This window comes from Streptomyces sp. NPDC058371 (assembly GCF_042723265.1).
GTDB lineage: Bacteria > Actinomycetota > Actinomycetes > Streptomycetales > Streptomycetaceae > Streptomyces.
This window is the reverse complement of sequence record NZ_JBHXJC010000021.1, coordinates 41087-62655: the sequence shown is the minus strand read 5'-3', so window position 1 is coordinate 62655 and position 21569 is coordinate 41087. Positions and strand designations below refer to the sequence as shown.

The following is a 21569-nucleotide window of genomic DNA, read 5'->3' as shown; positions in this document are numbered from 1 at the left end:
CGAAAACCGTAGCTTGTTGGCCGGAGGGGCCACCAACCTGGGCGCCTGTGGGGGGAAGAAGGAACCGGGGGCCGGTTCTCCTCGGGTCCACTTCGCCGGTTCAAGGCGTGCCGCCCCGGGATTCCGACGGCGACAGCGCCGGTTCGGGACGGGGTGCGGGACGGTGTTCGTCAGTTCCGGTGCGCGCGCAGAGCGGTGAGGGCACGGTCCGCGTGGGCGCTCATCCGCAGTTCGCTGCGGACGACCTCCAGAATCGTGCGGTCCTCCGCTATGACGAACGTGACGCGCTTCGTGGGAGCGATGGAGAATCCGCGCTTCACGCCGAACTGCTCGCGGACCGTTCCGTCGGCGTCGGACAGCAGCGGGAAGCCGAGCGTGTGACGTCCGGCGAACTCCTGCTGCCGGTCCACCGAATCTCCGCTGATCCCCACCGGCCGCGCGCCGGCGGCGGTGAACTCGGCGGCCAGATCACGGAAATGACAGGCTTCCGCGGTGCAGCCCGCGGTCATGGCGGCGGGGTAGAAGAACAGCACCACCGGTCCGTCGGCCAGGAGCTCGGAGAGCTGCCTCGGCGTTCCGGTCTCGTCCTGCAGGGCGAAGTCCTCGACCTTGTCGCCGACCTCCATGGGCTGTGTCATGACCGTCCCTCCCCGCCCTTGGCGACTCCGCGTGCCCACAGCACCAGCGGCACCTGCAGCGGGAGCCGCGCGAGAGCCGCGGTCCTGAAGGGCGTGGGACGGTGATGCCAGTCCACTGCCATCTGGATGTTCGCGGGGAACACCCCGACGAAGAACGCGGCGGTCGCCAGCGCCGCCGCGCGACGCGTACGGGGCAGGGCCACTCCTGCTGCCAGCGCCAGCTCCACGGCACCGCTGGCGTACGTCCAGGCCCGCGGCGACCCCGGCAGCGCGCTCGGAATGGTGGCGTCGAACGGGCGTGGCGTGACGAAGTGACTGATGCCCGCGGTGGCCAACAGGCCGGCGAGCAACAAGGGTGAGCGTTCCGACCGGGGCACGGTTCCTCCTAGGGGGCCTGCCGCGCGATATTACTGGACGGTAAGAGGACGTGGAGCGGCGCCCGGTGCTCCCCGCTTCACTCGAACCGAGCGGGGTCGCCCGCCCCCTTGCGCACGATCTCGGCCTCACCGCCGGAGAAGTCGATGACGGTCGTCGGCTCGGTGCCGCAGTCCCCGGAGTCGACCACCACGTCCACCACGTGGTCGAGGCGCTCCTTGATCTCCCAGCCCTGCGTCATCGGCTCCTCCTCGTCGGGCAGCAGCAGCGTGCTGGAGACGAGCGGCTCACCGAGTTCGGCGAGCAGGGCCTGGGCGACGACGTGATCGGGGATGCGCACCCCGACCGTGTGCTTCTTGGGGTGCAGCAGCTTGCGCGGCACTTCCTTCGTGGCCGGGAGAATGAACGTGTAGCGACCGGGAGTTGAGGCCTTGATGGCACGGAACACATCGTTGTCGACGCGCACGAACTGCCCGAGCTGCGCGAAGTTCTGGCACACGAGGGTGAAGTGGTGACGGTCGTCGAGCCGGCGGATCGTACGGATCCGGTCGATGCCGTCGCGGCTGCCCAGCTGGCATCCCAACGCATAACAGGAGTCCGTCGGGTACGCGATGAGCGCTCCTGAGCGGATGCTGTCGGCGACCTGGCCGATGGTGCGCTGCTGAGGGTTTTCGGGGTGCACGTCGAAGTACTTCGCCATCCGCCGAGCTTATGCTCTCGGCCGCCGGTGCCGAAGCAGGCCCCGCGCCGACGCCGGCCTCCGCGCGGCGGGTGGCTACCCCGCCCTGCGTTTCACGGTCCAGTGGCATCCGGAACGCGCAGGTCAGCCGGTGGACGCGCGCTCGGCCGGGGTGTCCTCCCGGTCCTCGGGCCGCTTCGGTACGGAGTCGTCGACGTCGTCCGCGCCGATCTGGCCGATACGCGTGAGCAGGTCCAGGAGGACTGCGCGTTCCTTCCCGTCGAGGGGCGCGAAGGAGGCGGTGAGAACCTCGGCCGCGACGGACTGCCCGGCTTCGAGAACGCGCTGGCCCTCCGGCGTCAGACGGTGCTCGATGCGGCGTCCGTGGCCCCGGCGGCGCTCGATCAACTCCCGGTCGGCAAGGCGGTTGGCGAGGGTGCCGAACGCCTGGTCGCCCTGGAAGGTCGCCAGGGCCAGGTCGTGGCCCGACGCCCCGGGGGAGCGGGCGATGGCCCGCAGGGCATCCCACTGGGCGAGGGTCGTCCCCACCGCGGCCAGCCGGGAGTCGAGCGCGCGATGGTGCCGGTACTGGGCCTGCTTGACGGCCCGTCCGAGGGTCTCGAGATCTACAGCCATGCCCGCATTCTAAACTACGCTTGCGTATATACGTATGCGTAGATACTGTCTCGGCAGAAGGCTCCCCCTCCTGAGGGGGCCGTTCCCGGAAGGCTCGTGAGGCGAGATGCAGTACACCGAAGCAGTGTCGGAAACCACCCGTACCTACGCGCTGGAGCCCGGTCTGCGGCTCGAGATCACGGAGGCGGGCGCCGGTCGCACCGTGCTCGTCCTGCACGGCGGCGGCGGTCCCGGGACCGTCGAGGGGCTGGCGCGCCGGCTGGCCGGCAGCACGCGCACGGTCACCCCCACGCACCCCGGCTGGAACGGAACCGAGCGCCCGGAGAGGCTGGCGAACGTTGCTGACCTGGCCGCCGCCTATCTGCGGTTCCTCGCTGCCGAGGGGCTGGACGACGTGCTCGTCGTCGGTTCGTCCGTCGGCGGCTGGATCGCGATGGAGATGGCCCTGCAGGACCAGCGCCGGGGCCAGGATCATGGCGGTCCTGGTCGCGTCGGCGGGATCGTGCTCATCGACTCCGTCGGGGTGCGCTTCGACGAGCACCCGATACGCGATGTCCTCGGCCTGGATCCCCGTGCCGTCGCGGCCTACTCGTTCCATGACGCCGGCCGATTCCTCGCCGACCCCGCGACGGTCACCCCGGAACAGGCCGCTGTCCGCCGGGACAACATGGCGACGCTGAGCGCACTGGCGGGCGACCCCTATATGCACGACCCGACGCTCCTGCCGAGGCTGGCGCGTCTCGCCGTACCCACGCTGGTCCTGTGGGGCGCGAGCGACCGGATCGTCACCCCTGAATACGGACGGCAGCTGGCGCGGGCCATTCCGGGGGCCCGTCTTGTCGTCGTGCCCGAAGCGGGCCATCTGCCCCAGCTCGAGCGCCCCGAAGCGACCGTGGAGGCGCTGCTCGACTTCCACCGTGCGCACCCCGGGCGCGACGCACAGAGGTGAGTGCGCGTCCGGAGCGCCGGTGGGAAGGTCAGTCCCGGAGCTGGTCGATCTGCCGGATCTTGTTGGTCGCGTCCAGGGCGGCGACCTTGTACGACTCGGCGAGCGTCGGGTAGTTGAACACCGCGTCGACCAGATAGTCGACCGTGCCGCCGCAGCCCATCACGGACTGACCGATGTGGATCAACTCGGTCGCCCCGGTGCCGAAGCAGTGCACGCCGAGCAGCTTGCGGTCGTCGGGGGAGACCAGCAGCTTGAGCATGCCGTGCGAGTCGCCGATGATCTGGCCGCGGGCGAGCTCCCGGTACCGGGAGATGCCCACCTCGAACGGCACGCAGTCCTCGGTGAGCTGGTCCTCGGTCCGGCCGATGAAGCTGATCTCCGGGATGGTGTAGATGCCGATCGGCTGGAGGTCGTGCATCCGGTTCACCGGCTCGCCGCAGGCGTGGTACGCCGCCGTACGGCCCTGTTCCATCGAGGTCGCGGCCAGCGCCGGGAAGCCGATGACATCGCCGACGGCGTAGATGTGGGGAACCTCGGTGCGGTAGTGCTCGTCGACCTTGATCCGGCCGCGGCGGTCGGCGGACAGGCCGGCCTTGCCCAGGTCGAGCTCGTCGGTGAGGCCCTGCCGGCCCGCCGAGTACATCACGGCGTCCGCGGGAATCTTCTTGCCGCTCTCCAGGACCGTGAGGGTGCCCTTGGCGTGGCGTTCGACCGCGGCGACGGTCTCTCCGAAGCGGAAGGTGACGGCCAGGTCCCGCAGCTGGTACTTGAGCGACTCGATCACCTCGACATCGCAGAAGTCGAGCATCCCCGGGCGCTTCTCCACCACGGTGATCTTGCTGCCGAGGGCGGCGAACATGGAGGCGTACTCCATGCCGATCACGCCGGCGCCGACGATCACCATCGAGCGCGGTACCCGCTCCAGGTTGAGGACGTTGTCGGAGTCCAGGATCGTCTGCTCGTCGAACTCGACGCTGTCGGGGCGAGCGGGGCGGGTGCCGGTGGCGATGACGATGGTCTCGGCGGTCAACAGCCGTTCGTTGCCGGTCACTTCGCGCACGGCGACGGTGTGCTCGTCCACGAAGCGGCCGGTGCCGCCGAAGAGGGAGACGTGGTTGCGGGACAGCTGGCTGCGGATGACGTCGACCTCGCGGCCGACCACGTGCTGGGTGCGCGCGGTCAGGTCGGCGACGGTGATGTCCTCCTTGAGCCGGTAGCTCTGGCCGTACAGATCGCGCTGGGTGAGGCCGGTGAGATAGAGCACCGCTTCACGCAGGGTTTTCGACGGGATGGTCCCGGTATGGATGGAGACCCCGCCGACCATGTCGGGGCGGTCGATGACAGCGACCCGGCGGCCGAGCTTGGCCGCGGCGATGGCAGCCTTCTGCCCGCCGGGGCCGGATCCGATGACGAGCATGTCGAAGTCTGGCACCCTCCGGAGTCTGTCAGGCCGACGTCCCGTCCCGGAAGGGCGTACGGACATTCTTCGTGCTCAGGGCCGGCCCGAGCACGCCCCGGCACCGGCATTCCCCGCGCGCACGCCTGAACGTGCCGTTGCCCTGCGGGAGTTGGCGGATCAGTCGCCGCCTCGCGCCCAGCGCATCGGTGAAGGGCGTCGACGCTCATCGAATCTCCGCACCGGCGCAGTGGGCCGGAGTCAGGAATGTCTCACTCGGGCCCACGGCCGATCATGTTCGCGTAGGGTCCTGCTTTGGTCGGCCCCGGGATCGGCGGCCGGCCGTGTCATGCAGCCGACTGTCAGGAGTTCCGTCCCGTGCCCGCTGTTGCCTCAGCGCCGATCTACGACCGCCTCGTCGACGAGCAGGGCGATGTCCTCGCGAACGCCCGGCAGGCCGCGCAGGAAACCGAACGCACCGCGGAGAACGTGCTGGACTTCCGCGTGCCGGAGCCGCGCGGCCCGCTGTCCGCTTTCTGAGCGTGCCGGGACGGCCCGGCGGTGCGCTGAGCGCGCCTCGCCGGAGCCGCCCCGGTCGTGCCTGTACCTGTTCCCTCCTGGCCTGGTCTACCGCCTGCGGGCCGCCTCGAAGCGGGCGGTCCAGTACGCGGTCCGGTCGAGGTAGGCCGTCTCCGAGGCCGTACCGGACGTGCCGTAGGCCCCCTCGTACGTCTGGTAGTCGTGGCCGGGTGGCGGGCTCGCGTCGGCCGGTTCCACGGAGCTCCCCTCGTGCCACTCGTTGAACGACGTCACCGAGACCCAGGTCGGCGAGCCGCCGATGGCCGGGTCCAGGGCATTGCTCCACTCCTTGTCGTAGGTCGCCCCCTCGGCCCTGCCGAGCGTCGGCGTCGTGTTGCCGGGCACCGCCCGGTCGTCGATGTAGCCGGGGGCCACCGACGGCGACCAGATCAGGCCGTGCGCCTTCGCGTAGTCACCGGCCTGCTTCCAGCCGGGGGCCGTGGCGCCCGCGATCCCGTCGTACGTGTACAACCCCGAGAAGTGGGCGATCTTGGTGGTGTCGGTGGTCTGTGCGAGGACGATGTTGTCGCCGGTCACCGCGTCCAGCGCCGACCAGTCGGTCGAGCGAAGGCTCTCGAAGACGTAGAACGCGGGCTTGTTGCCGTGCTCCGCCGCACGGTAGAAGCCCGGGTGGCTGCCGTACTTCTCGTCGATGTACGCGATGTCCGCGGCGACGGACTCCGGGGTGCGGCCCTGGTAGGGCTCGATGTGCCAGGCGACCTTGATGCCCTTCGCGGCGGCCGCGTCCAGGACGCCCTGCGCGAGTCCGTCCTCGTAGCTGCCCTGTCCCCACCAGCTGTAGACGATGACGCCGGCCCCGGACTGCTGGATCCAGCGCATCTGCTGGGTGACGGCCCCGGCGAAGTCACCGGAGTCGTACGGTCCGAGCGCCGGGTACAGGTCGGCGCCGATGTCGTCGGGCGGGGTGCGGCCGCCCTGCTGCCAGTGCCGCCAGTCGCCGTTCACGGACGGCGTTCCGTACCAGGGGTAGTAGAAGAGGTGCACGTTCGTCGACGGATCGGCCTGAGTGTCCGGTGCGCCGCAGTCGGCCTGCACCGCGCCCGACACGTACTGGACGGCGCCCAGCAGCAGCGAGCGGAACGCCGGGTCGGCGTAGGACTCCTGGGTGTGGCCGAGTCCGGTGTAGAAGGAGCGGCCCTGGCCCTGCGGATGGCACCACGTGATCGGGTGGTCGCCGCTCATCTCGCCGCCGCTGTAGCTCGATTCGTCGAGGCTCTGGAGCACATGGACGTCGGCACGCGGGTTGGTGCGGTAGTTGTACCACTCGTCGGTGCGCGACCAGGTCGCGTCGAGGTGGGCCGTGGCCGGGTGGGCGCGGTCCTCGTTGACGACCGTCGCCTGCTGGATGGCGGGATGGCTCTTGAACCAGGCGCCGACGAGCTGTCCGTAGTACGGCCAGTCGTACTCGGTGTCGGCAGCCGCGTGCACGCCCAGGTAACCGCCGCCGGAGTCGATGTACGACTGGAAGGCGCTCTGCTGGGTGGTGTCGAGCACATCGCCCGTGGTGGACAGGAAGACCACCGCGTCGTAGCCGGCCAGGTTCGCCGCCGTGAACGCGCCGGGATCCTCGGTGGCCGTGACGGAGAAGTCGTTCGCGGCGCCCAGCTCCCGCAGCGCCTGGATGCCCGCCGGGATGGAGTCGTGGCGGAAGCCTGCCGTGCGGGAGAAGACGAGGACGTCGTACGAGGCGTCCGCGCCGGCGTGGGCCACGGGCGCCGTGACCAGGCCGCCGAGGGTCAGGGCGGTCAGTGCGGCCAGCGCGGAGGTCAGGCGCCGGAGCAGGGTGGGGAGATGTCGTCGGGTCATGTCAGGTCCCGATCGTGAAGGAGTCGACGTCGAAGAGGTTGCCCTGGCCGGAGGGCCCCTTGAAGACCAGGTAGAGCGTGGTGCTGCCCGATGGTGCTCCGGAAAGGTTCGCGCTCACGTCCTGGTAGGTCTCCCAGCCGCCGGTCACCGGCACGGTGACCGTGCCCAGCAGCGTGCCGGTCTCGGATCCCGTGCGGACCTCGATGGTGCCGCCCGCGCCGCCCGAAGCCACCCGCGCCGTCAGCGACTTGGCGTTGCCGAGGGCGTACGGCTCGAACGAGATCCAGTCGCCGTCATCGGTGAAGCCGACGGCGTTGCCGCCCTCGGCGGGGCCGTGGCCCGCGATCTGGATGCCGGACTGCTTGCCGAAGTGCTCGGCCTGGCGGTGGCGCGGCTGCAGGACGCGGGTGCTGTGCGTGGTCAGGCCGCCGGCATCGGTGTACTCGGCGTCGAACACGCCGTAGAGGTTGGCGGCGCTGTCGTGCTCACCGTCGGTGGGCACGTCGATGGTGCCGGTGCAGCCGTACTTCGAGGTGATCGCGTGCTGGTGGCTGTCGTGGCCCAGGGCGTACGTCACCTTCACCTTGGAGCAGTCGATCTCACCGTCCTCGGGGTCACTGGCCTGCACGGTGAAGGGGACGCTGTCCCCGAAGCTGAACAGGGTTCCGTTCAAAGGCTGTTGGAGTGTGACCGTCGGTGCGGTGTTGCCCGCGGTGATCACCAGGCTGGCGGTGCCGGTGAGTCCCTCGGGATCGGTCACCGTCAGTGTGGGGGTGAAGGTGCCCTTGGCGGTGTACGTGTGCGTCGGGTCGGCCTCGGTGGAGCTGCCTCCGTCGCCGAAGTCCCAGGCGTAGTCGAGGGCTCCGCCTTCGGGGTCGCTGCTGCCCGCCGAGGAGAAGCCGACCGTCAGCGGCGTCTGTCCGGAGGTCTTGTCGGCCGCGGCCTTCGCCACGGGGCTGCGGTTGCTGCCGCCGATGTACTCGACGCGGTACAGGGCCTGGTTGCCGCTGCCGGTTCCGTAGTCCAGGACGTACAGGGCACCGTCCGGGCCGAAGGCGGAGTCCATGACCTGGGTGCCGGTCCAGGGGAAGGCCTCGATGGCGCCGGGTGAGCCGTCGGCCTTCACCTCGATGGCCTTGATCCACTTGCGGCCGTACTCGCCCGCGAAGAACCGCCCGTCGAGTGACTGGGGGAACTTCACCGGGGAGTCGAGCGAGGCGTCGTAGCGGTAGACGGGACCGCCCATCGGGGACTCGGAGCCGCTGCCGAACTCGGGCGGAGAGCCCGCGTCGCCGCCGTAGCGGATCCAACTCGCCTTCGCCGGGGGCAGTTCGGCCAGGCCCGTGTTGTGCGGCGAGTTGTTGGCGGGGCCGCCGGCGCAGTCGTACTTGCCTGCGGACGGGCCGCTGGGGAACGTGTACTCGTTGTACGTCTCGTTGGTGGTGTTGGTGCCGGTGCAGTAGGGCCAGCCGTAGTTGCCGGGAGAGGTGACGCGGTCGAACTCGACCTGGCCGCCCGGTCCGCGGTCCGCTGCCGTGGTGCCGGCGTCGGGCCCGTAGTCGCCGAGGTAGACGATGTCGGTGGCCCGGTCGACCTGCATACGGAACGGGTTGCGGAAGCCCATGGCGTAGATCTCGGGCCGGGTCTTGTCCGTGCCGGGGGCGAAGAGGTTGCCGTCGGGGATCGTGTAGCCGCCGTCCGCGGTCGGCTTGATCCGCAGCAGTTTGCCGCGCAGGTCGTTGGTGTTGGCCGAGGAGCGCTGGGCGTCGAACTGCGGGTTGCGGTCGGTGCGTTCGTCGAGGGGGGAGTAGCCCTGCGATTCGAAGGGGTTGCTGTCGTCGCCGGTGGTCAGCAGCAGGTTGCCCTTGCTGTCGAAGTCGATGTCGCCGCCGACGTGGCAGCACTGGCCGCGGTCGTTGGCCACTTCGAGGACGACCTTCTCGCTGCCGGTGTCGAGCGTGCCGTCGCTCTTGAGGACGAAGCGGGAGAGGTTCAAGTGGCCCTTGAACGGCTCGAAGTCGGCTGCGGAACCGCTGGTCGGGGCGTCACCCGCCGGGGTGTTGAGTTTCGGCGAGTAGTAGACGTAGACGAAGCGGTTGTCGGCGAAGGACGGGTCGACGGCGACTCCCTGGAGCCCTTCCTCGTCATGGGTGTACACGTCGAGCTTGCCGGCGACCTTGGTGTTGCCGGCGCTGTCGGTCAACCGGATCGTGCCGTCCCGTGCGGTGTGCAGGACGGAGCGGTCGGGCAGCACGGCCAGCGACATAGCCTCGCCCAACTCGGCTGCACCGACGGCCAGTTGGACCTGCTGGTAGTCGTCGGCGGGGATGTCCTGCGCGGCGCCTCGGGCGGGCAGGGTGAGACCTGCCGTGGCGACGGCGACGGCCAGGGCCGTGAGGATTCTGCTCCCGACGTGCGGGCGTCTTGGCATGGGGGCTGTTCCTTCCTGACGTGCGTGGGGTGTGTCAGGCAAGGCGCGCGGCGGCCGCGCTTGCACTCCGGTCGCGCTGTTCGTTAATTGCGCATGCGGCACAAGTTTCTTGCACATCACGTGAGTTGCCTTGCATGCTCGCGAGGCCACGAGCAATTTGTCAAGGCTCTGTCAAAATTGCCGTGGGGTCGATCGCGGTTCGGCTGGAGGAACGGCCGGAGGGGCGCCCGGAGCGGCGACCGGAGGGGCGGCGGGGGTGACGGCCCGGTGGGGGCGGGAGCGACGGCCGGGTGGGCGATCACGGTCGCGTCGCGCTGTGCCCGCTCGTGTGCGGATTCGTCACCGGCGATGGCTGGTGGGGCCCCGGGTGGGGGCGAGCGGGGTCAGTCCCGACTCGGCGGGGCCACCAGTGCGCGCAGGAGCCCCGGGAATGCTTCATCGATCTCGTCGCGGCGCAGCCCGTTCATGCGGGAGGTGCCGACGTAGTACTGGCGGATGAGGCCGGCCTCGCGCAGTACGTGGAAGTGGTGGGTGGCGGTCGACTTGCTGACCGGCAGCTCGATCGTGCCGCAGCTGAGGTCCTGGCCCGCGGCATGGAGCTCGCTGACGATCAGGCGGCGCACCGGGTCGACCAGGGCCTCCAGCACCTGCTGAAGGGTGATCGTCCGGACGTCCGGATGAGGCGGGATGCGGTCCCGCCCGTTCTGCCGCGCCACTGCCATCGTCTGTCGACCTCCCGCACGCATCGTAGGGCGTGCATCAAAGTTCGATATGCATCAAAGTTTGACACCCATCGTACTCTGCGCTTGAGTGAGGCCCGGCGAGGCGTCCTCCGTCTGGCCGGCACCGAATCGAAGGGGCGATGCGTGATGGTCAGGACCGTGCGGTTCCACGAGCTCGGAGGACCGGACGTACTGCGGCTCGAGGACGTCGAGATCGGCGCGCCCGGCCCCGGCGAGGTGCTGATCAGGGTGGACGCGATCGGCCTCAACCGTGCCGAGGTGCTGTTCCGCAGCGGCCACTACATCCAGCCGGTCAAGGAGTTCCCCGCCCGGCTCGGCACCGAGGCCGCCGGCGTGATCGAGGCCGTCGGCACGGACGTCACCGGATTCGGGACCGGCGAGCCGGTCAGCGTGGTGCCCGCGTTCTCGATGAACGACTACGGCGTCTACGCCGAGCGCGCGATCGTCCCCGCGGCGGCGGTGGTGCACCGCCCGGAGGGGCTCGACGCCATCGGGGGCGCGGCGGTGTGGATGCCGTATCTGACGGCCTACGGGGCGCTGGTGGAGGTCGGCGGTATGCGGGCCGGTGACACGGTCGTCCTCACCGCGGCCTCCAGCAGCGTGGGCCTGGCCGCCATCCGGCTCGCGCACCGGGTCGGGGCGGTGCCGGTCGCCACCACCCGCACCGGCGCCAAGAAGGACGCGCTGCTCAAGGCCGGAGCGGCCGACGTGATCGTCACCGCCGAGGAGGACATCGTGGACCGCGTGCTCGCACTGACCCGGGGGCGGGGCGCCGAGTTCGTCTTCGACGCCGTCGCCGGTCCCGGCGTGCTGGACCTGGCCAAGGTGGTCGCGCCCGGCGGCACCCTCTTCGAGTACGGGGCAGTGAGCGGCGAGGAGACCCCCTATCCGGGGTTCGCGCTCGGTATGCCCGCACTGAACATGCGCACCTACACCGTCCACGAGACGACCACCGACCCCGAACGGCTGCGCCGGGCCGCCGCGTTCGTCTCCTCCGGCCTGCGCAGCGGTGCCTTCGAACCCGTGGTGGACCGCGTCTTCGACCTGGACGACATCGCGGAGGCGCACCGGTACATGGAGGCGGGCGCCCAGGTGGGCAAGATCGTCGTCACGGTTCGCCGCTGACGAGTTCATCGCCCCTGGGTACTGCGTCCGAAGGCGTCCCGCCTTGTGCGGGTGAGAGGAGGCGGGTTCACCCTCAAGTGGCTGAACGTCAGCTGGGGGAGGGCCCGTTAGCGTCCCGGAACGGCACCGGTCGCCCCGAGAACGCGTCCAGGAGCACCCGCTCACCGACCGGCCGGTCCAGTCGCACCGTCACCTTCCTGCCGCGCAGCTCGCTGGTGCAGGGGCCGTCCTTCATCCCGACGACGGTCGCCGAGAGCACCACGCTCCCGCCGGTCTCCAGCACGTCCACGGCCGGGCCGTCGTCGCAGGAACCGTGGCCGGCCAGCACTGTGACGGACCGTCCGTCCTCGGCGACCGCCACCAGCGCGCGCAGGGGCGCCAGCTCGCTCCAGGACACCTCCCGAGCCGGCTTGATCGGCGGAGCCGGTGCCTTCGAGGGGCTCAGGGCGACCCGCTTGAGCGGGGTGTCGTAGCCCTCCAGCGTGAACAGCCAGGCGGGGACGGTCGCCGGCCCACGACTCGTGGCCAGCGTCATCTCCCCCAACTCGGCCCCGGTGACGGTCAGATGCGGCCCGTCGTCGCTGCCGCGGGCCACCTTCTCGTACGCCGTCCGCGCCTCCATCAGCGGCAGTTCGAGCGAGCCTCCGCTCTGCCACTTCACCTGCCCCTTCTTGGACGGCGGCGTGGCGGCAAGACCGCCGCGCAGGACGAAGCTCTGGTTCGTGTAGGCCTGTTTGTCGGCGTCGTCACGGAAGGCGTTCTCGGGCAGTTGGACCGCCTCGCCCATCGGGTAGTAACCCTCGCGCCAGACCCGCGCGGCCTCGGAGCCGTCCCAGGCGTCGGCGACCTCGCGGGCGCGGACCCCTGACGGCGACGCCGATCCGTCGCCCGGCGCCTCCGAGCCGCCGCCGCTCTTCTCGCTGCCGCATCCGGTGACGGCCCCCGCTCCGGCGGCGATCAGGACGGCCGCGACGATCACATTGACGGTGCGTGCAGCGCTCGTACGCATGGGTCCCCCTGGGCAGTCGGTGCGGAGCGGAGATCCGACCGGCGGGACGGATGCCGGTCGGACCCTCCTGTGACGCCCCGACGCCGGGGATCGTTCGGCGCTTTACGACGTCGGCCGCGTTCGTCGTCGCACCGTGGCGGGCGTCCTCGTGGGGAAGGCGGGAGCGGGCGTACGTCCGGCAGGTGTCAGGAGCTGGTGAGGATGACCAGTTGCTGGGTCGCCCGGGTCATCGCCACATAGCGGTCGACCGCTCCTTCAATGCCCTCGCCGAACGCCTCCGGGTCGATGAGGACGACCAGGTCGAACTCCAGCCCCTTCGACAGTTCCGGGGTCAGCGAACGGACGCGGTGCGTCGACCGGAACGTGGGATCGCCGATGACGCAGGCGATGCCCTCGGCATGCGCGGCGAGCCACGCGTCGAGGATCGAGCTCAGGTCCGAAACGTATCCGTGGGTGACGGGGAAGCCGCCGCCACGGATGGAGGTGGGCACATTGGCGTCGGGGAGCGCGGCCCGGATGACCGGCTCGGCCTCCGTCATGATCTCTTCCGGCGTCCGGTAGTTGATGCTCAGGGAGGCCAGGTTGATCCGGTCGAGCCCGACCCGTTCGAGCCGTTCCTGCCACGACTCCGTGAACCCGTGCCTGGCCTGGGCGCGGTCCCCGACGATCGTGAAGCTCCGGGACGGGCACCGGAGCAGCAGCATCTGCCACTCCGCGTCGGTCAGTTCCTGCGCCTCGTCCACGACGACGTGCGCGAACGGCCCGGCGAGCAGGTCCGCTTCGACTGGGGAGAGTTCGGACTCGTCGACCAGGCTCACCTGGGCGTCCTGGCCGCGGAGCATCCGCACCAGGCCTTCGCCGTCGTCACCGTCGGCGCCGGAGTCGACGGCGGCCCCGATCAGGTTGTCGACGACCTGCGCCATGCTCTCGCGCTGGGCGGCGAGAACGGCCTCGTGCCGACGCCTGCGCCGGGACGCCTCCGGGTCGCCGAGCCGCAGCCGTGCCGCGTCCAGGAGCGGCAGGTCGGACACCGTCCACGCCTGGGCGTCCGCACGCTGCAGCCGTCGTACGTCATCGGGGCTGAGCCCGGGAGCGCACTTGCGCAGGTAGGCGGGCACCGTCCAGAGGTCGCCCACGAGGTCGGCCGCCTCGATCAGCGGCCACGCGCGGTCGAAGGCGGTGAGCAGCTCCCTGTTGTGCCGCAGCGACTTGCGGAGCACGTCGGGCGAGACATCACCGTCGTGCTTGTCCACCAGGATCGTGAGCAGCTCCTCCCAGATCAGGTCGCGCGCCTCGTTGTGCGGAGTACCGGGTGCTGCTTCGAACGCCACGGCCCAGTCGTCGGCGCCGAGCCGGATGTCGGACCAGTGGGTCGTGACCGTCATCCCCTTGGCGGGCGGCTCCTCGTAGAACCTGACGGCCGGCTCGATCGCCTTCACCAGGTCCGCGGACGACTTCAGGAGGGCCACCTCCGGGTCGGCCTCGATCGCCGCTCCGGCTCCCTCGGCGACGAGGTCCCGCAGGGTGCAGGTCTGCACTCCCTCCTCGCCGAGACTCGGGAGGACGTCGGCGACGTACGCCAGGTAGGGCCGGTGCGGGCCGACGAACAGCACGCCGCCCCGGCGGTGACCGAGACGGGGGTCGGAGTAGAGGAGGTAGGCGGAACGGTGCAGAGCGACGACGGTCTTCCCCGTACCCGGACCGCCGTCGACGACGAGCGCGCCGCGGGATCCCGCGCGGATGATGGCGTCCTGGTCGGCCTGGATGGTGCCGAGCACGTCTCGCATCCGCGGTGACCGGTTGCTGCCCAGGCCGGCGATGAAGGCGGACTGGTCGTCGAGCGCCGCGTGCCCGGCGAACCCGTCCGAGGTGAACACCTCGTCCCAGTAGTCACTGACCCGGCCGCGGGTCCAGCGATACCTGCGGCGGCTTGCCAGCCCCATCGGGTTGCCGTGGGTGGCTCCGAAGAACGGTTCGGCCGCGGGGGAACGCCAGTCGACCACCAGCCGACGACCCGCGCTGTCCGTAAGACCGAGTCGTCCGACGTACAGGGGCTCGGGGTCGTCGGCGCTGACCATGTGTCCGAGGCACAGGTCAAGACCGAAGCGGCGCAGCGCGCGCAGGCGAGCGGTCAGGCGGTGGATCTCCGCGTCCCGGTCCATCGCCTGCCGGCCGGTCCCGCCGGGCGCCTTGAGCTCGGCATCGAGGCGGTCGGAGAGTTCGGCGATGGTCTGGTCGAGGCACTCCGAGATTTCCGCGAAGTGCTGCTGATCGCCGGCGATCAGCCACGGGTCGGCCTTGGGGGAGAGGTGGTCGGGAAGGTTGAACGCGCTGGTGGCCAGGGGATTCACTTCGTCAGCTCCGATACGGCGGCGCTCACGAGCACTGCGCGCTGCAAGGCGTCCGGGCGGCCGACCAACGAGTGCACCGGTCGGCCGAGCGGCACCGGCGGTGCGCCGACACGTGCCTGGAGCGCCGCGAACTCCTCGTCCGGCGGCGCGCACACCCGCACCTTCGCGCCGCGTCCCCGCAACCCCACCGCGAGTCCCGTCAGCGGTTCGACATCCCCGCGCGATCCCCACGTCGTCAACTGCACACGCACTTCGCGACTCCCATATCCGCAGGTTCTGGCTTTCGGCCGCCGATTCTGCGGCATGACGGGGGCCTTGCCGCAAGGCCCCCCATGCGCTATAAGTTAAGAACGGCAAGGAGAGCGATCTCCTTGCCTTTGTCTTTTGGTCGTCCTGGCCGTCCTGGTCATTCGCAGCGACCGGACACCCTCCTCGCGAAGATGCGGCGCACACCGCGTGCTTGCAGCACGCCCGCAGCGATCCGCGCTTGTGCCGCCCTGTCACGGAAATGCCTCCGGCCGCGGTGTGGCGCGCGAGCGCGTCCTCACCGCGGCCGGAGCCGGGGTTTCCCTCGAGCCCGCTGCTGACGTGGGGGTCAGCTGTGGGAGACGGTGAGCCCGTAGAAGGCGACCCGGGCGCCCTTGGTGGTGCTGTCGGACGAGGACTGGTTGTACGAACCGGCCTTGAAGTACTGCTTGTACGGGTCGAAGGACGACGGTATGGCGTAGTGCGTGGTGCTCCCGTTGACCGTCAGATCGATGGTGTGACCGCCCGAGACGCCGATCGTGTAGCTCCAGGTCTTGCCGACCGCCACATTGCCGACGGTGTGCAGCGTCTGGCCACCGGCGGGCGAGTTCTCCGTGCCCAGGATGATGTCGCCGTTGGGCCGGTAGTACAGCTCCAGGAGCGGCTTGGTGGACGTACCGCCGGTGCCGAGGTGGATCTGACCGACGCAGACGTTCGAGGTCACCGACACGACGCGCAGCGTTGCGTTCAGCTTATGGGTGCCGGCGAGCGACCAGTTGGCGGCGCTGCCGCTACGGTTCATCTCCCGCAGCTCGGAGCGCGCGTAGTTCGAGTTCGGCGTGGTGACGCCCTTCTCCGGCGCCCAGAAGGTCATCGCGCCGTCGCGGGTGTCGGTGTAGAAGTACGAGTCCTGGAACCCGCTGGCCCCTTGGAGCCGGGCCGACGAGATCGTGGTCGGCGAGCCGGGGGAGCCGACCGGTTCCTGGAGCTGCCAGATCCCCAGGTCGAAGTTGCCGCCGGGTGCCTTGGACGGGTCCGCCGTGATGGAGGCGTCGGCCTTGACGGCGGGAGCGGCCTTGTCCGAGTGGGGCGGGAGGGTCGTGCCTCCCGCGGTGGGAGCGACGAGGGCCAGGCCGCCGAGGGCGGTCACGGCGGCCAGGGACGTGAGGACTGTACGCATGCGCATGGGGGGTGCCTTCCAGTCGGCCCGGGGGCTCAGTTGGCGGACGCGCGGTTGTCACACCTTCATGTTCATGTGGGTGAACGAAGTATTCACACATGAACATTTGGTGTCGCGACAGTAAGACCGTGGCGCGACCACGTCAAGAGTGATAGTGGAGGGTTTATGTATGTGACCCCGCGTCAGTTGCGCAACTGACGCACCATCGGCGCACGGAAAGGGCCCGCACAGCCGTGCGGGCCCGGTGCTGCTGTCCCCGTCAAGCCTGCGTGCGACGCACGCACTCCGCGACCACGGCATTCAAACTGCCGGTGGCTTCCAGGAGTTGACGCTGTACGCGGGCCCCGTTGCCGTCCCTCAGCAGGACGGAGACCGCCTGTTCCGCCCGGTCGGCGTCGCCGCTGTCGGTGAGGGCGTCCCCGACGTGCTCCAAGAGCGACCGTACGACGTCCTCGGCGGGCTCCGGCCGCAGGGACAGCGGATGCAGCAGGTCCTCCTCCAGCCCGGACCGGGCGGCCCGCCAGGCGGCCAGGCGCAACAGCTCGACACTGTGCCCGAGCGGATCGCGGCCCGCTCGCCACTCACGCGCCGCCGTCTCGACGAGTCCTCGGACGAGGATGGCGATCAGCAGAGCGGTCCCCGCGTCGAGACACACGTCCGCGACACGGACCTCGACGGTCGGGTACCGCTCGGAGAGCCGGGCGTCGAAGTACACCATGCCCTTGTCGCGCATCACGCCCGTGGCGGCCATGGCGGCGACCCGCCGGTGGTATTCGTCGGCCGAACCGAAGAGTGAGGTCGGTCCGGCCATCGGCCAGCGACCCCAGACCCGGCTGCGATAACTGCTGTAGCTGGTGTCCTGGCCGTGCCAGAAAGGGGAGTTGGCGCTCAGCGCCGAGAGCACCGACAGCCAGGGCCGTATGCGGTCGATGACCGCTGTGCCCTCGTCGTCGGATTCGACCGACACGTGGATGTGACAACCGCAGGTGAGCTGTTCCTGGGTGGTGAGCCCGAACTGCTCCGCCATCCACTGGTACCGGGTGCCCATGTTGACCGAGGGGCTGACCGGCAGCGGTGACGTGGCGAGCGCCACGACCGCGGTGCCGATCTCGCCCGCGACCCGGCCGGCTTCCTTCCGGCAGCGGACGATCTCCGCGCCGAGCTCGGCCATGTCGGCCTGCGGGTGGGTGGCGAACTCGAGCTGCTGGCCGTGCAGTTCCTTCTCGAAGGTCTCCTCCCTCGCATCGTCCAGCGCGGCACGAGCGAGCACGGCCGCGGACAGAGCCTGCGGGTCTCCGGTCTCCGGATCAACCAGGAGGAGTTCCTCCTCCACTCCGACGGTGCGCATGTGAGGCGGCCTTTCTTGACAGGTCGTCGTTCGGACGAGGGTGGAGGGGCGGGAGCCGGGAGAGGCGCCGCCCGGTTACTCGTCCTCCCGCGAACTCCTCCCATGATCTGCCCGAGCAGCCCTCTCGCCCTGCACGAACGGATCGATGTCCGGGTCGTACGTGCCGGCGTGGTCGGCAAGGGCATCCGTCACGCGTTCCCACTCCTCGGCCTCGGCGCCGGCACGTACGGCCTCGCCGTCGCTGAGGGAGGAGGAGTCCGCCGCGTCGCGTGCGGCGTCGCGTGCGGCCTTCGCCTCGTGGTGGGACATTCCTGTCGCGCGTCGCTGGACGTGCCGCCAGGCCGCCCGTTCGTCGCCGGTCGGCTCATCCGCCGTGTCCGGCGTCTGCGCGGTGCGGTCGGCCACGCCGCGCTGTTGATCTTGCTCGATGGTCACTTGTCGTCCTCGACGTCGATGCAGGCTGCCTGCCCTTGTGGGTTCCGACTTCCCGCGAACGGGAGACGGACACCCGTCGGCGGAGGGGACATCGGCTCAGCCGGCCGCTGCCGGACAGATCCGGGGTCCGCCCGGTGCGGGACGTGACCCGGTCGGCCCCGGTCGCGGACCGTGACGAGTACCGCACAGGGTGGGTCCGCCCCTCGGCGCGTTGCCGCACCCCTGGCGACCGCGGGCCGTGAGCACTGCCACCAGGGACCACGAAAGGTGCACAGTAGAAGTCATGGGCCTCCGGCGACGCCTTGCCGATCTGTGGCAGCCATGGCAACCGAGCCACGCGCTGGTGGTGGTTCCGCTGGCGCTGATCGTGGCCATCGCGGTCCTGGACGTCCTGGCCCCGAGCGATGTCCATCTCGGCCCGCTGCTGGTGGTGGCGCCCGCTGTCACCGCCTCGCTCGCCGGCCCCCGGCTCACCGCTGTGATCGGGGCCCTGGCGGTGGGAACCCAGACGGTCATCGCCGCGTTGCGCGGTGGATTCACCACCAACCATCAGGTGCAGATCACCTCGCTCGCGGTGATCTCCCTCCTGCTCGTCGTCTTCTGCCGCGAGCGTGAGCGTCGCACCCGTGAGCTGGCCAGAGTGCGGTCGGTGTCCGAGGCGACACAGCGGGTGGTGCTCCGTCCGTTGCCCCACCGGATGGGCCCCCTGCGGATCGCCTCCCTGTACCTGGCCGCCGAGGACGAGGCGCAGATCGGCGGCGACCTCTATGCGGCAACGCGCACCAGAGGCAGCGCACGTCTGATCATCGGGGACGTACGGGGCAAAGGGCTGCCCGCCATCAGTGACGCCTCAGTGGTGATGGGCGCCTTCCGTGAGGCCGCCCACCGGTGCGCCACGCTCCTCGAACTCGTCGACACGCTGGAGAAGAGCCTCTGCAGACACCTCTTCGAGCATGTCGAGCACGTCGAGCACCCAGGGCACGCCGAGTACGCCGAGCACCCAGGGCACGCCGAGTACGCCGAGCACCCAGGGCACGCCGAGTACGCCGAGCACCCAGGGCACGCCGAGTACGCCGAGCACCCAGGGCACTCAGAGCACACCGAGCACTCAGCGCCCGCCGGTCCTCGCGAGGCGGACCACGAGCTGAACGAGCACTTCGTCACCGCGCTGATGCTCGACATCCCCGACGAGGACCTGTTGGCGCAGATGACCTCCTGCGGACACCCTCCGCCCCTGTTGCTGCACGGCGACCGGGTGACCGCGCTGGACTCGCGCCAACCACAGCCGCCGCTCGGCATGTGTGATCTGCCGAAGACCGGGGTCACCGTCGACGCCTTCACCTTCGAGGACGACGACACACTGCTGCTCTACACGGACGGTGTGATCGAGGCCCGGGCCCCCGACGGTTCGTTCTATCCGCTGGCGGAACGGATCGGGCGCTGGTCCTGCTGCAGTCCCGAGTCCCTGCTGCACCACATCCGTGACGACCTCGTCGCCCACGTGGGCGGGCGTCTGCGCGACGACGCGGCCATGGTGGTGATCCGACGTTCACCGAAGCTCAAGCCCGCCCACCAGCTCAGGAAGATCATCCACCTGGACGGCTCAGCCCACGAGGCCGAGGGCACTCCCTAGCCCGGCCGGCGACGTTTGCCCTGGTTTGCCGGGTGGTGGCACCCCCGTTAGCGTTCAAAGCGAGCGGGGACGACCCCGGTATCGGTACGAGGCGCTCCCCGGGGATCACCCACCTCACGTCAGGGGGACATGCCCATGCCCGTATCCGAGGCTTTCGGCCGGGAGGTCTTTCCCCTGGCTCTCGGTACCAACACCTTCGGCTGGACCGCCACCGCCGAGGCGTCCCAGCAGATTCTCGACGGGTTCGTCGCCGGCGGCGGCAACTTCATCGACACCGCGGACGTGTACTCGGTCTGGGCCCCGGGCAGCACCGGCGGCGACGCGGAGACGGTCATCGGCGACTGGCTCGCCGCCCGCAACAACCGCGAGAGCGTCCTCCTCGCGACCAAGGTCTCGGCCCACCCCGACTTCAAGGGGCTCAAAGCGACGACCATCGCCGGTGCGGTCGAACAGTCTCTGCGACGCCTGCAGACGGACTACATCGACGTCTACTACGCGCACTACGACGACCCGGACACGCCTCTGGAAGAGACCGTTGCCGCCTTCGCCGATCTCGCACAGCGCGGGACCATTCGGCAGGTCGGTCTCTCCAACTACACCGCCGACCGGGTCCAGGCCTGGGTAGACGTGGCCACCTCGCTCGGAGTCGCCAAGCCTGTGTCGCTCCAGCCCGAATACAACCTCGTATCACGGGAGTTCGAGGCATCGCTGCAGCCCGTCGCGGAGCGGAACGGCCTCGCCGTCCTGCCGTACTTCGGGCTCGCCGCGGGGTTCCTGACAGGCAAGTACGAGTCCGCCGCCGATGTCGAGGGCACGGCCCGTGCCCGGATGCTCGGCGAGTTCGTCAATGACAAGGCCTTCGCGGTCGTACACGAACTCAAGGCCGTGGCAGAAGAACTCGACGTGCAGCCGGCGACCGTGGCGCTGGCGTGGCTGCGCAGCCGGTCCACTGTGGTCGCGCCGATCGCAAGCGCCAGTAGTCCCGAACAGCTGGAGCCGTTGCTCGCCTCCGCGACCCTCGAACTCTCCGCCGAGCAACTGCAGCGCCTCACCTCGGTCTCGGACGCCCTCCTGGCGTGACGGCACGCCGGCAGTGGACGGGCGACACCAAGTCCTCCGCCTGGTGCACGAGTTCTTCCACATCACGCGACGAGTGAGGGAAAACCCGTGGTCACGAAGGTTTTCCTGTGACAAGGTGCCCTGCCGTGACGGACATCGACAACATCGAGATCACCCCCTTCGCCGAACGGCCGGAGTTGATCGCCCGCGCCTATGAGATCGCCGATACGTGGCCGGTGTTCACCGCGCACGATCCGGTGGTGGTCGCTCTGCTGGGCCGCGTGATCGAGGACTTCCCGCACTACTGCGTCGTGGCGACGGATGGCGACCGCGTCGTGGCGCGCGGGCTCAGCGTGCCCTTCGATGCCGATCGCGACGGCCGTGAGGAGACGCCGGACAAAGGTTGGGACCAGGTCCTGGTGTGGGCATTCCACGATCGGCTTCGAGGGCAGGTTCCGACAACGGCCAGTGCCTTGGAGATCACGGTGGACTCGGAGTACCTCGGCCGGGGGCTGTCCTACCGCATGCTGGCGGCGCTGCGGGGCGCGGTCGCCGGGCAGGGGCACGACGTGCTGATGGCGCCGGTCCGTCCGACGGCCAAGCATCTGCAACCACGCCTTCCGATGGCCGCGTACATCGGCCGGCAGCGCGCCGACGGGCTACCGGCCGATCCCTGGCTGCGCGTCCACGTCAAGGCGGGCGGCACCATCGAGAAGATCGCACCCGCGTCCATGACGGTCAGCGGCTCATTGGCCCAGTGGCGGGAGTGGACCGGCCTCCCCTTCGACCGTGACGGCGCCGTGGAGGTGCCCGCCGCGCTGGTGCCGGTGCACTGCGACCTCGCGCACGACCACGCGGTCTATGCCGAACCCAACGTCTGGGTCCGGCACAGCGCGTAGCCCGCCGCGGTCACAAGACCTCGTCGGCGTT

19 protein-coding genes and 1 pseudogene are annotated in these 21569 nt (G+C 70.0%); 6 read left to right on the top strand and 14 right to left on the bottom strand.

The genetic code is table 11. The annotated features are described in order from the left end of the window. Window positions 1–170 precede the first annotated feature (170 nt). The 4 genes from ACFWM2_RS37605 to ACFWM2_RS37590 form a co-directional block, all read right to left on the bottom strand. Window positions 171–638, bottom strand: coding sequence for a peroxiredoxin (locus tag ACFWM2_RS37605; protein ID WP_383289923.1), 468 nt, complete (start codon window positions 636–638; stop codon window positions 171–173). Next, window positions 635–1015, bottom strand: coding sequence for a MauE/DoxX family redox-associated membrane protein (locus ACFWM2_RS37600; RefSeq protein WP_383289921.1), 381 nt, complete (start codon window positions 1013–1015; stop codon window positions 635–637). Before ACFWM2_RS37600 ends, ACFWM2_RS37605 begins: the two co-directional genes overlap by 4 nt. Window positions 1016–1092: 77 nt before the next feature. Then, window positions 1093–1713 carry an L-threonylcarbamoyladenylate synthase gene (locus ACFWM2_RS37595; protein ID WP_383289918.1) on the bottom strand — a complete coding sequence of 207 codons (621 nt, stop codon included), beginning with the start codon at window positions 1711–1713 and terminating at the stop codon, window positions 1093–1095. A 123-nt stretch (window positions 1714–1836) separates the two neighbouring features. Continuing rightward, window positions 1837–2328, bottom strand: a complete 492-nt coding sequence (locus tag ACFWM2_RS37590) for a MarR family winged helix-turn-helix transcriptional regulator (RefSeq protein ID WP_383289915.1) — start codon at window positions 2326–2328, stop codon at window positions 1837–1839. 124 nt (window positions 2329–2452) lie between these two features. Here ACFWM2_RS37590 and ACFWM2_RS37585 point away from each other — a divergent pair, with 124 nt between their 5' ends. Continuing rightward, a complete protein-coding gene (locus tag ACFWM2_RS37585; protein WP_383289912.1) occupies window positions 2453–3277 on the top strand; it encodes an alpha/beta fold hydrolase in 825 nt (274 codons plus the stop codon). 28 nt (window positions 3278–3305) lie between these two features. Here the strand turns inward: ACFWM2_RS37585 and sthA are convergent, their stop codons facing one another. Beyond that, window positions 3306–4709 carry a Si-specific NAD(P)(+) transhydrogenase gene (gene sthA, locus ACFWM2_RS37580; RefSeq protein WP_383289909.1) on the bottom strand — a complete coding sequence of 468 codons (1404 nt, stop codon included), beginning with the start codon at window positions 4707–4709 and terminating at the stop codon, window positions 3306–3308. A gap of 342 nt (window positions 4710–5051) precedes the next feature. Here sthA and ACFWM2_RS37575 point away from each other — a divergent pair, with 342 nt between their 5' ends. Continuing rightward, window positions 5052–5213, top strand: a complete 162-nt coding sequence (locus ACFWM2_RS37575; protein WP_383289906.1) for a hypothetical protein — start codon at window positions 5052–5054, stop codon at window positions 5211–5213. Window positions 5214–5300: 87 nt separating this feature from the next. Here the strand turns inward: ACFWM2_RS37575 and ACFWM2_RS37570 are convergent, their stop codons facing one another. From ACFWM2_RS37570 to ACFWM2_RS37560, 3 genes are all read right to left on the bottom strand, one after another. Beyond that, window positions 5301–7079: a ThuA domain-containing protein gene (locus tag ACFWM2_RS37570; protein WP_383289903.1), complete on the bottom strand. Its 1779-nt coding sequence runs from the start codon at window positions 7077–7079 to the stop codon at window positions 5301–5303. A 1-nt stretch (window position 7080) separates the two neighbouring features. Then, on the bottom strand, window positions 7081–9510 hold the full coding sequence (locus ACFWM2_RS37565; RefSeq protein WP_383289900.1) for a carbohydrate-binding protein: 2430 nt from the start codon (window positions 9508–9510) through the stop codon (window positions 7081–7083). A gap of 383 nt (window positions 9511–9893) precedes the next feature. Then, window positions 9894–10232: an ArsR/SmtB family transcription factor gene (locus ACFWM2_RS37560; protein WP_383289897.1), complete on the bottom strand. Its 339-nt coding sequence runs from the start codon at window positions 10230–10232 to the stop codon at window positions 9894–9896. A gap of 147 nt (window positions 10233–10379) precedes the next feature. Between ACFWM2_RS37560 and ACFWM2_RS37555 the strand changes: the two genes are divergently transcribed. Next, a complete protein-coding gene (locus tag ACFWM2_RS37555; protein ID WP_383290070.1) occupies window positions 10380–11378 on the top strand; it encodes a zinc-dependent alcohol dehydrogenase family protein in 999 nt (332 codons plus the stop codon). Window positions 11379–11466: 88 nt separating this feature from the next. Here ACFWM2_RS37555 and ACFWM2_RS37550 read toward each other — a convergent pair whose 3' ends face one another. The 6 genes and pseudogenes from ACFWM2_RS37550 to ACFWM2_RS37525 form a co-directional block, all read right to left on the bottom strand. Continuing rightward, window positions 11467–12387: a hypothetical protein gene (locus ACFWM2_RS37550; RefSeq protein ID WP_383289894.1), complete on the bottom strand. Its 921-nt coding sequence runs from the start codon at window positions 12385–12387 to the stop codon at window positions 11467–11469. Between the two features lie 185 nt (window positions 12388–12572). Next, window positions 12573–14738, bottom strand: coding sequence for an RNA polymerase recycling motor ATPase HelR (gene helR / locus ACFWM2_RS37545; protein WP_383289891.1), 2166 nt, complete (start codon window positions 14736–14738; stop codon window positions 12573–12575). Window positions 14739–14800: 62 nt separating this feature from the next. Further along, a pseudogene (locus tag ACFWM2_RS37540) lies at window positions 14801–14989 on the bottom strand (glycosyltransferase); the annotation flags it as partial. A gap of 344 nt (window positions 14990–15333) precedes the next feature. Then, window positions 15334–16170, bottom strand: a complete 837-nt coding sequence (locus tag ACFWM2_RS37535; RefSeq protein WP_383289888.1) for a polysaccharide lyase family 7 protein — start codon at window positions 16168–16170, stop codon at window positions 15334–15336. A 253-nt stretch (window positions 16171–16423) separates the two neighbouring features. Further along, window positions 16424–17512 (bottom strand): glutamate--cysteine ligase, encoded by a 1089-nt coding sequence (locus ACFWM2_RS37530; RefSeq protein WP_383289885.1) that lies wholly within the window; start codon window positions 17510–17512, stop codon window positions 16424–16426. 75 nt (window positions 17513–17587) lie between these two features. Further along, on the bottom strand, window positions 17588–17947 hold the full coding sequence (locus ACFWM2_RS37525; protein ID WP_383289882.1) for a hypothetical protein: 360 nt from the start codon (window positions 17945–17947) through the stop codon (window positions 17588–17590). Window positions 17948–18230: 283 nt separating this feature from the next. Between ACFWM2_RS37525 and ACFWM2_RS37520 the strand changes: the two genes are divergently transcribed. From ACFWM2_RS37520 to ACFWM2_RS37510, 3 genes are all read left to right on the top strand, one after another. Then, window positions 18231–19580 (top strand): PP2C family protein-serine/threonine phosphatase, encoded by a 1350-nt coding sequence (locus ACFWM2_RS37520; RefSeq protein ID WP_383289879.1) that lies wholly within the window; start codon window positions 18231–18233, stop codon window positions 19578–19580. A 135-nt stretch (window positions 19581–19715) separates the two neighbouring features. Next, on the top strand, window positions 19716–20660 hold the full coding sequence (locus tag ACFWM2_RS37515; protein WP_383289876.1) for an aldo/keto reductase: 945 nt from the start codon (window positions 19716–19718) through the stop codon (window positions 20658–20660). A 125-nt stretch (window positions 20661–20785) separates the two neighbouring features. Next, on the top strand, window positions 20786–21538 hold the full coding sequence (locus ACFWM2_RS37510) for an N-acetyltransferase (protein WP_383289873.1): 753 nt from the start codon (window positions 20786–20788) through the stop codon (window positions 21536–21538). Window positions 21539–21569 lie beyond the last annotated feature (31 nt).

Bases quoted from the DNA above. Each gene is read 5' to 3' on its own strand.
- ACFWM2_RS37605 (WP_383289923.1), bottom strand. From the start codon at position 638: ATGACACAGCCCATGGAGGTCGGCGACAAGGTCGAGGACTTCGCCCTG.
- ACFWM2_RS37595 (WP_383289918.1), bottom strand. From the start codon at position 1,713: ATGGCGAAGTACTTCGACGTGCACCCCGAAAACCCTCAGCAGCGCACC.
- ACFWM2_RS37590 (WP_383289915.1), bottom strand. From the start codon at position 2,328: ATGGCTGTAGATCTCGAGACCCTCGGACGGGCCGTCAAGCAGGCCCAG.
- ACFWM2_RS37570 (WP_383289903.1), bottom strand. From the start codon at position 7,079: ATGACCCGACGACATCTCCCCACCCTGCTCCGGCGCCTGACCTCCGCG.
- ACFWM2_RS37565 (WP_383289900.1), bottom strand. From the start codon at position 9,510: ATGCCAAGACGCCCGCACGTCGGGAGCAGAATCCTCACGGCCCTGGCC.
- ACFWM2_RS37560 (WP_383289897.1), bottom strand. From the start codon at position 10,232: ATGGCAGTGGCGCGGCAGAACGGGCGGGACCGCATCCCGCCTCATCCG.
- ACFWM2_RS37555 (WP_383290070.1), top strand. From the start codon at position 10,380: ATGGTCAGGACCGTGCGGTTCCACGAGCTCGGAGGACCGGACGTACTG.
- ACFWM2_RS37550 (WP_383289894.1), bottom strand. From the start codon at position 12,387: ATGCGTACGAGCGCTGCACGCACCGTCAATGTGATCGTCGCGGCCGTC.
- ACFWM2_RS37535 (WP_383289888.1), bottom strand. From the start codon at position 16,170: ATGCGCATGCGTACAGTCCTCACGTCCCTGGCCGCCGTGACCGCCCTC.
- ACFWM2_RS37530 (WP_383289885.1), bottom strand. From the start codon at position 17,512: ATGCGCACCGTCGGAGTGGAGGAGGAACTCCTCCTGGTTGATCCGGAG.
- ACFWM2_RS37520 (WP_383289879.1), top strand. From the start codon at position 18,231: ATGGGCCTCCGGCGACGCCTTGCCGATCTGTGGCAGCCATGGCAACCG.
- ACFWM2_RS37515 (WP_383289876.1), top strand. From the start codon at position 19,716: ATGCCCGTATCCGAGGCTTTCGGCCGGGAGGTCTTTCCCCTGGCTCTC.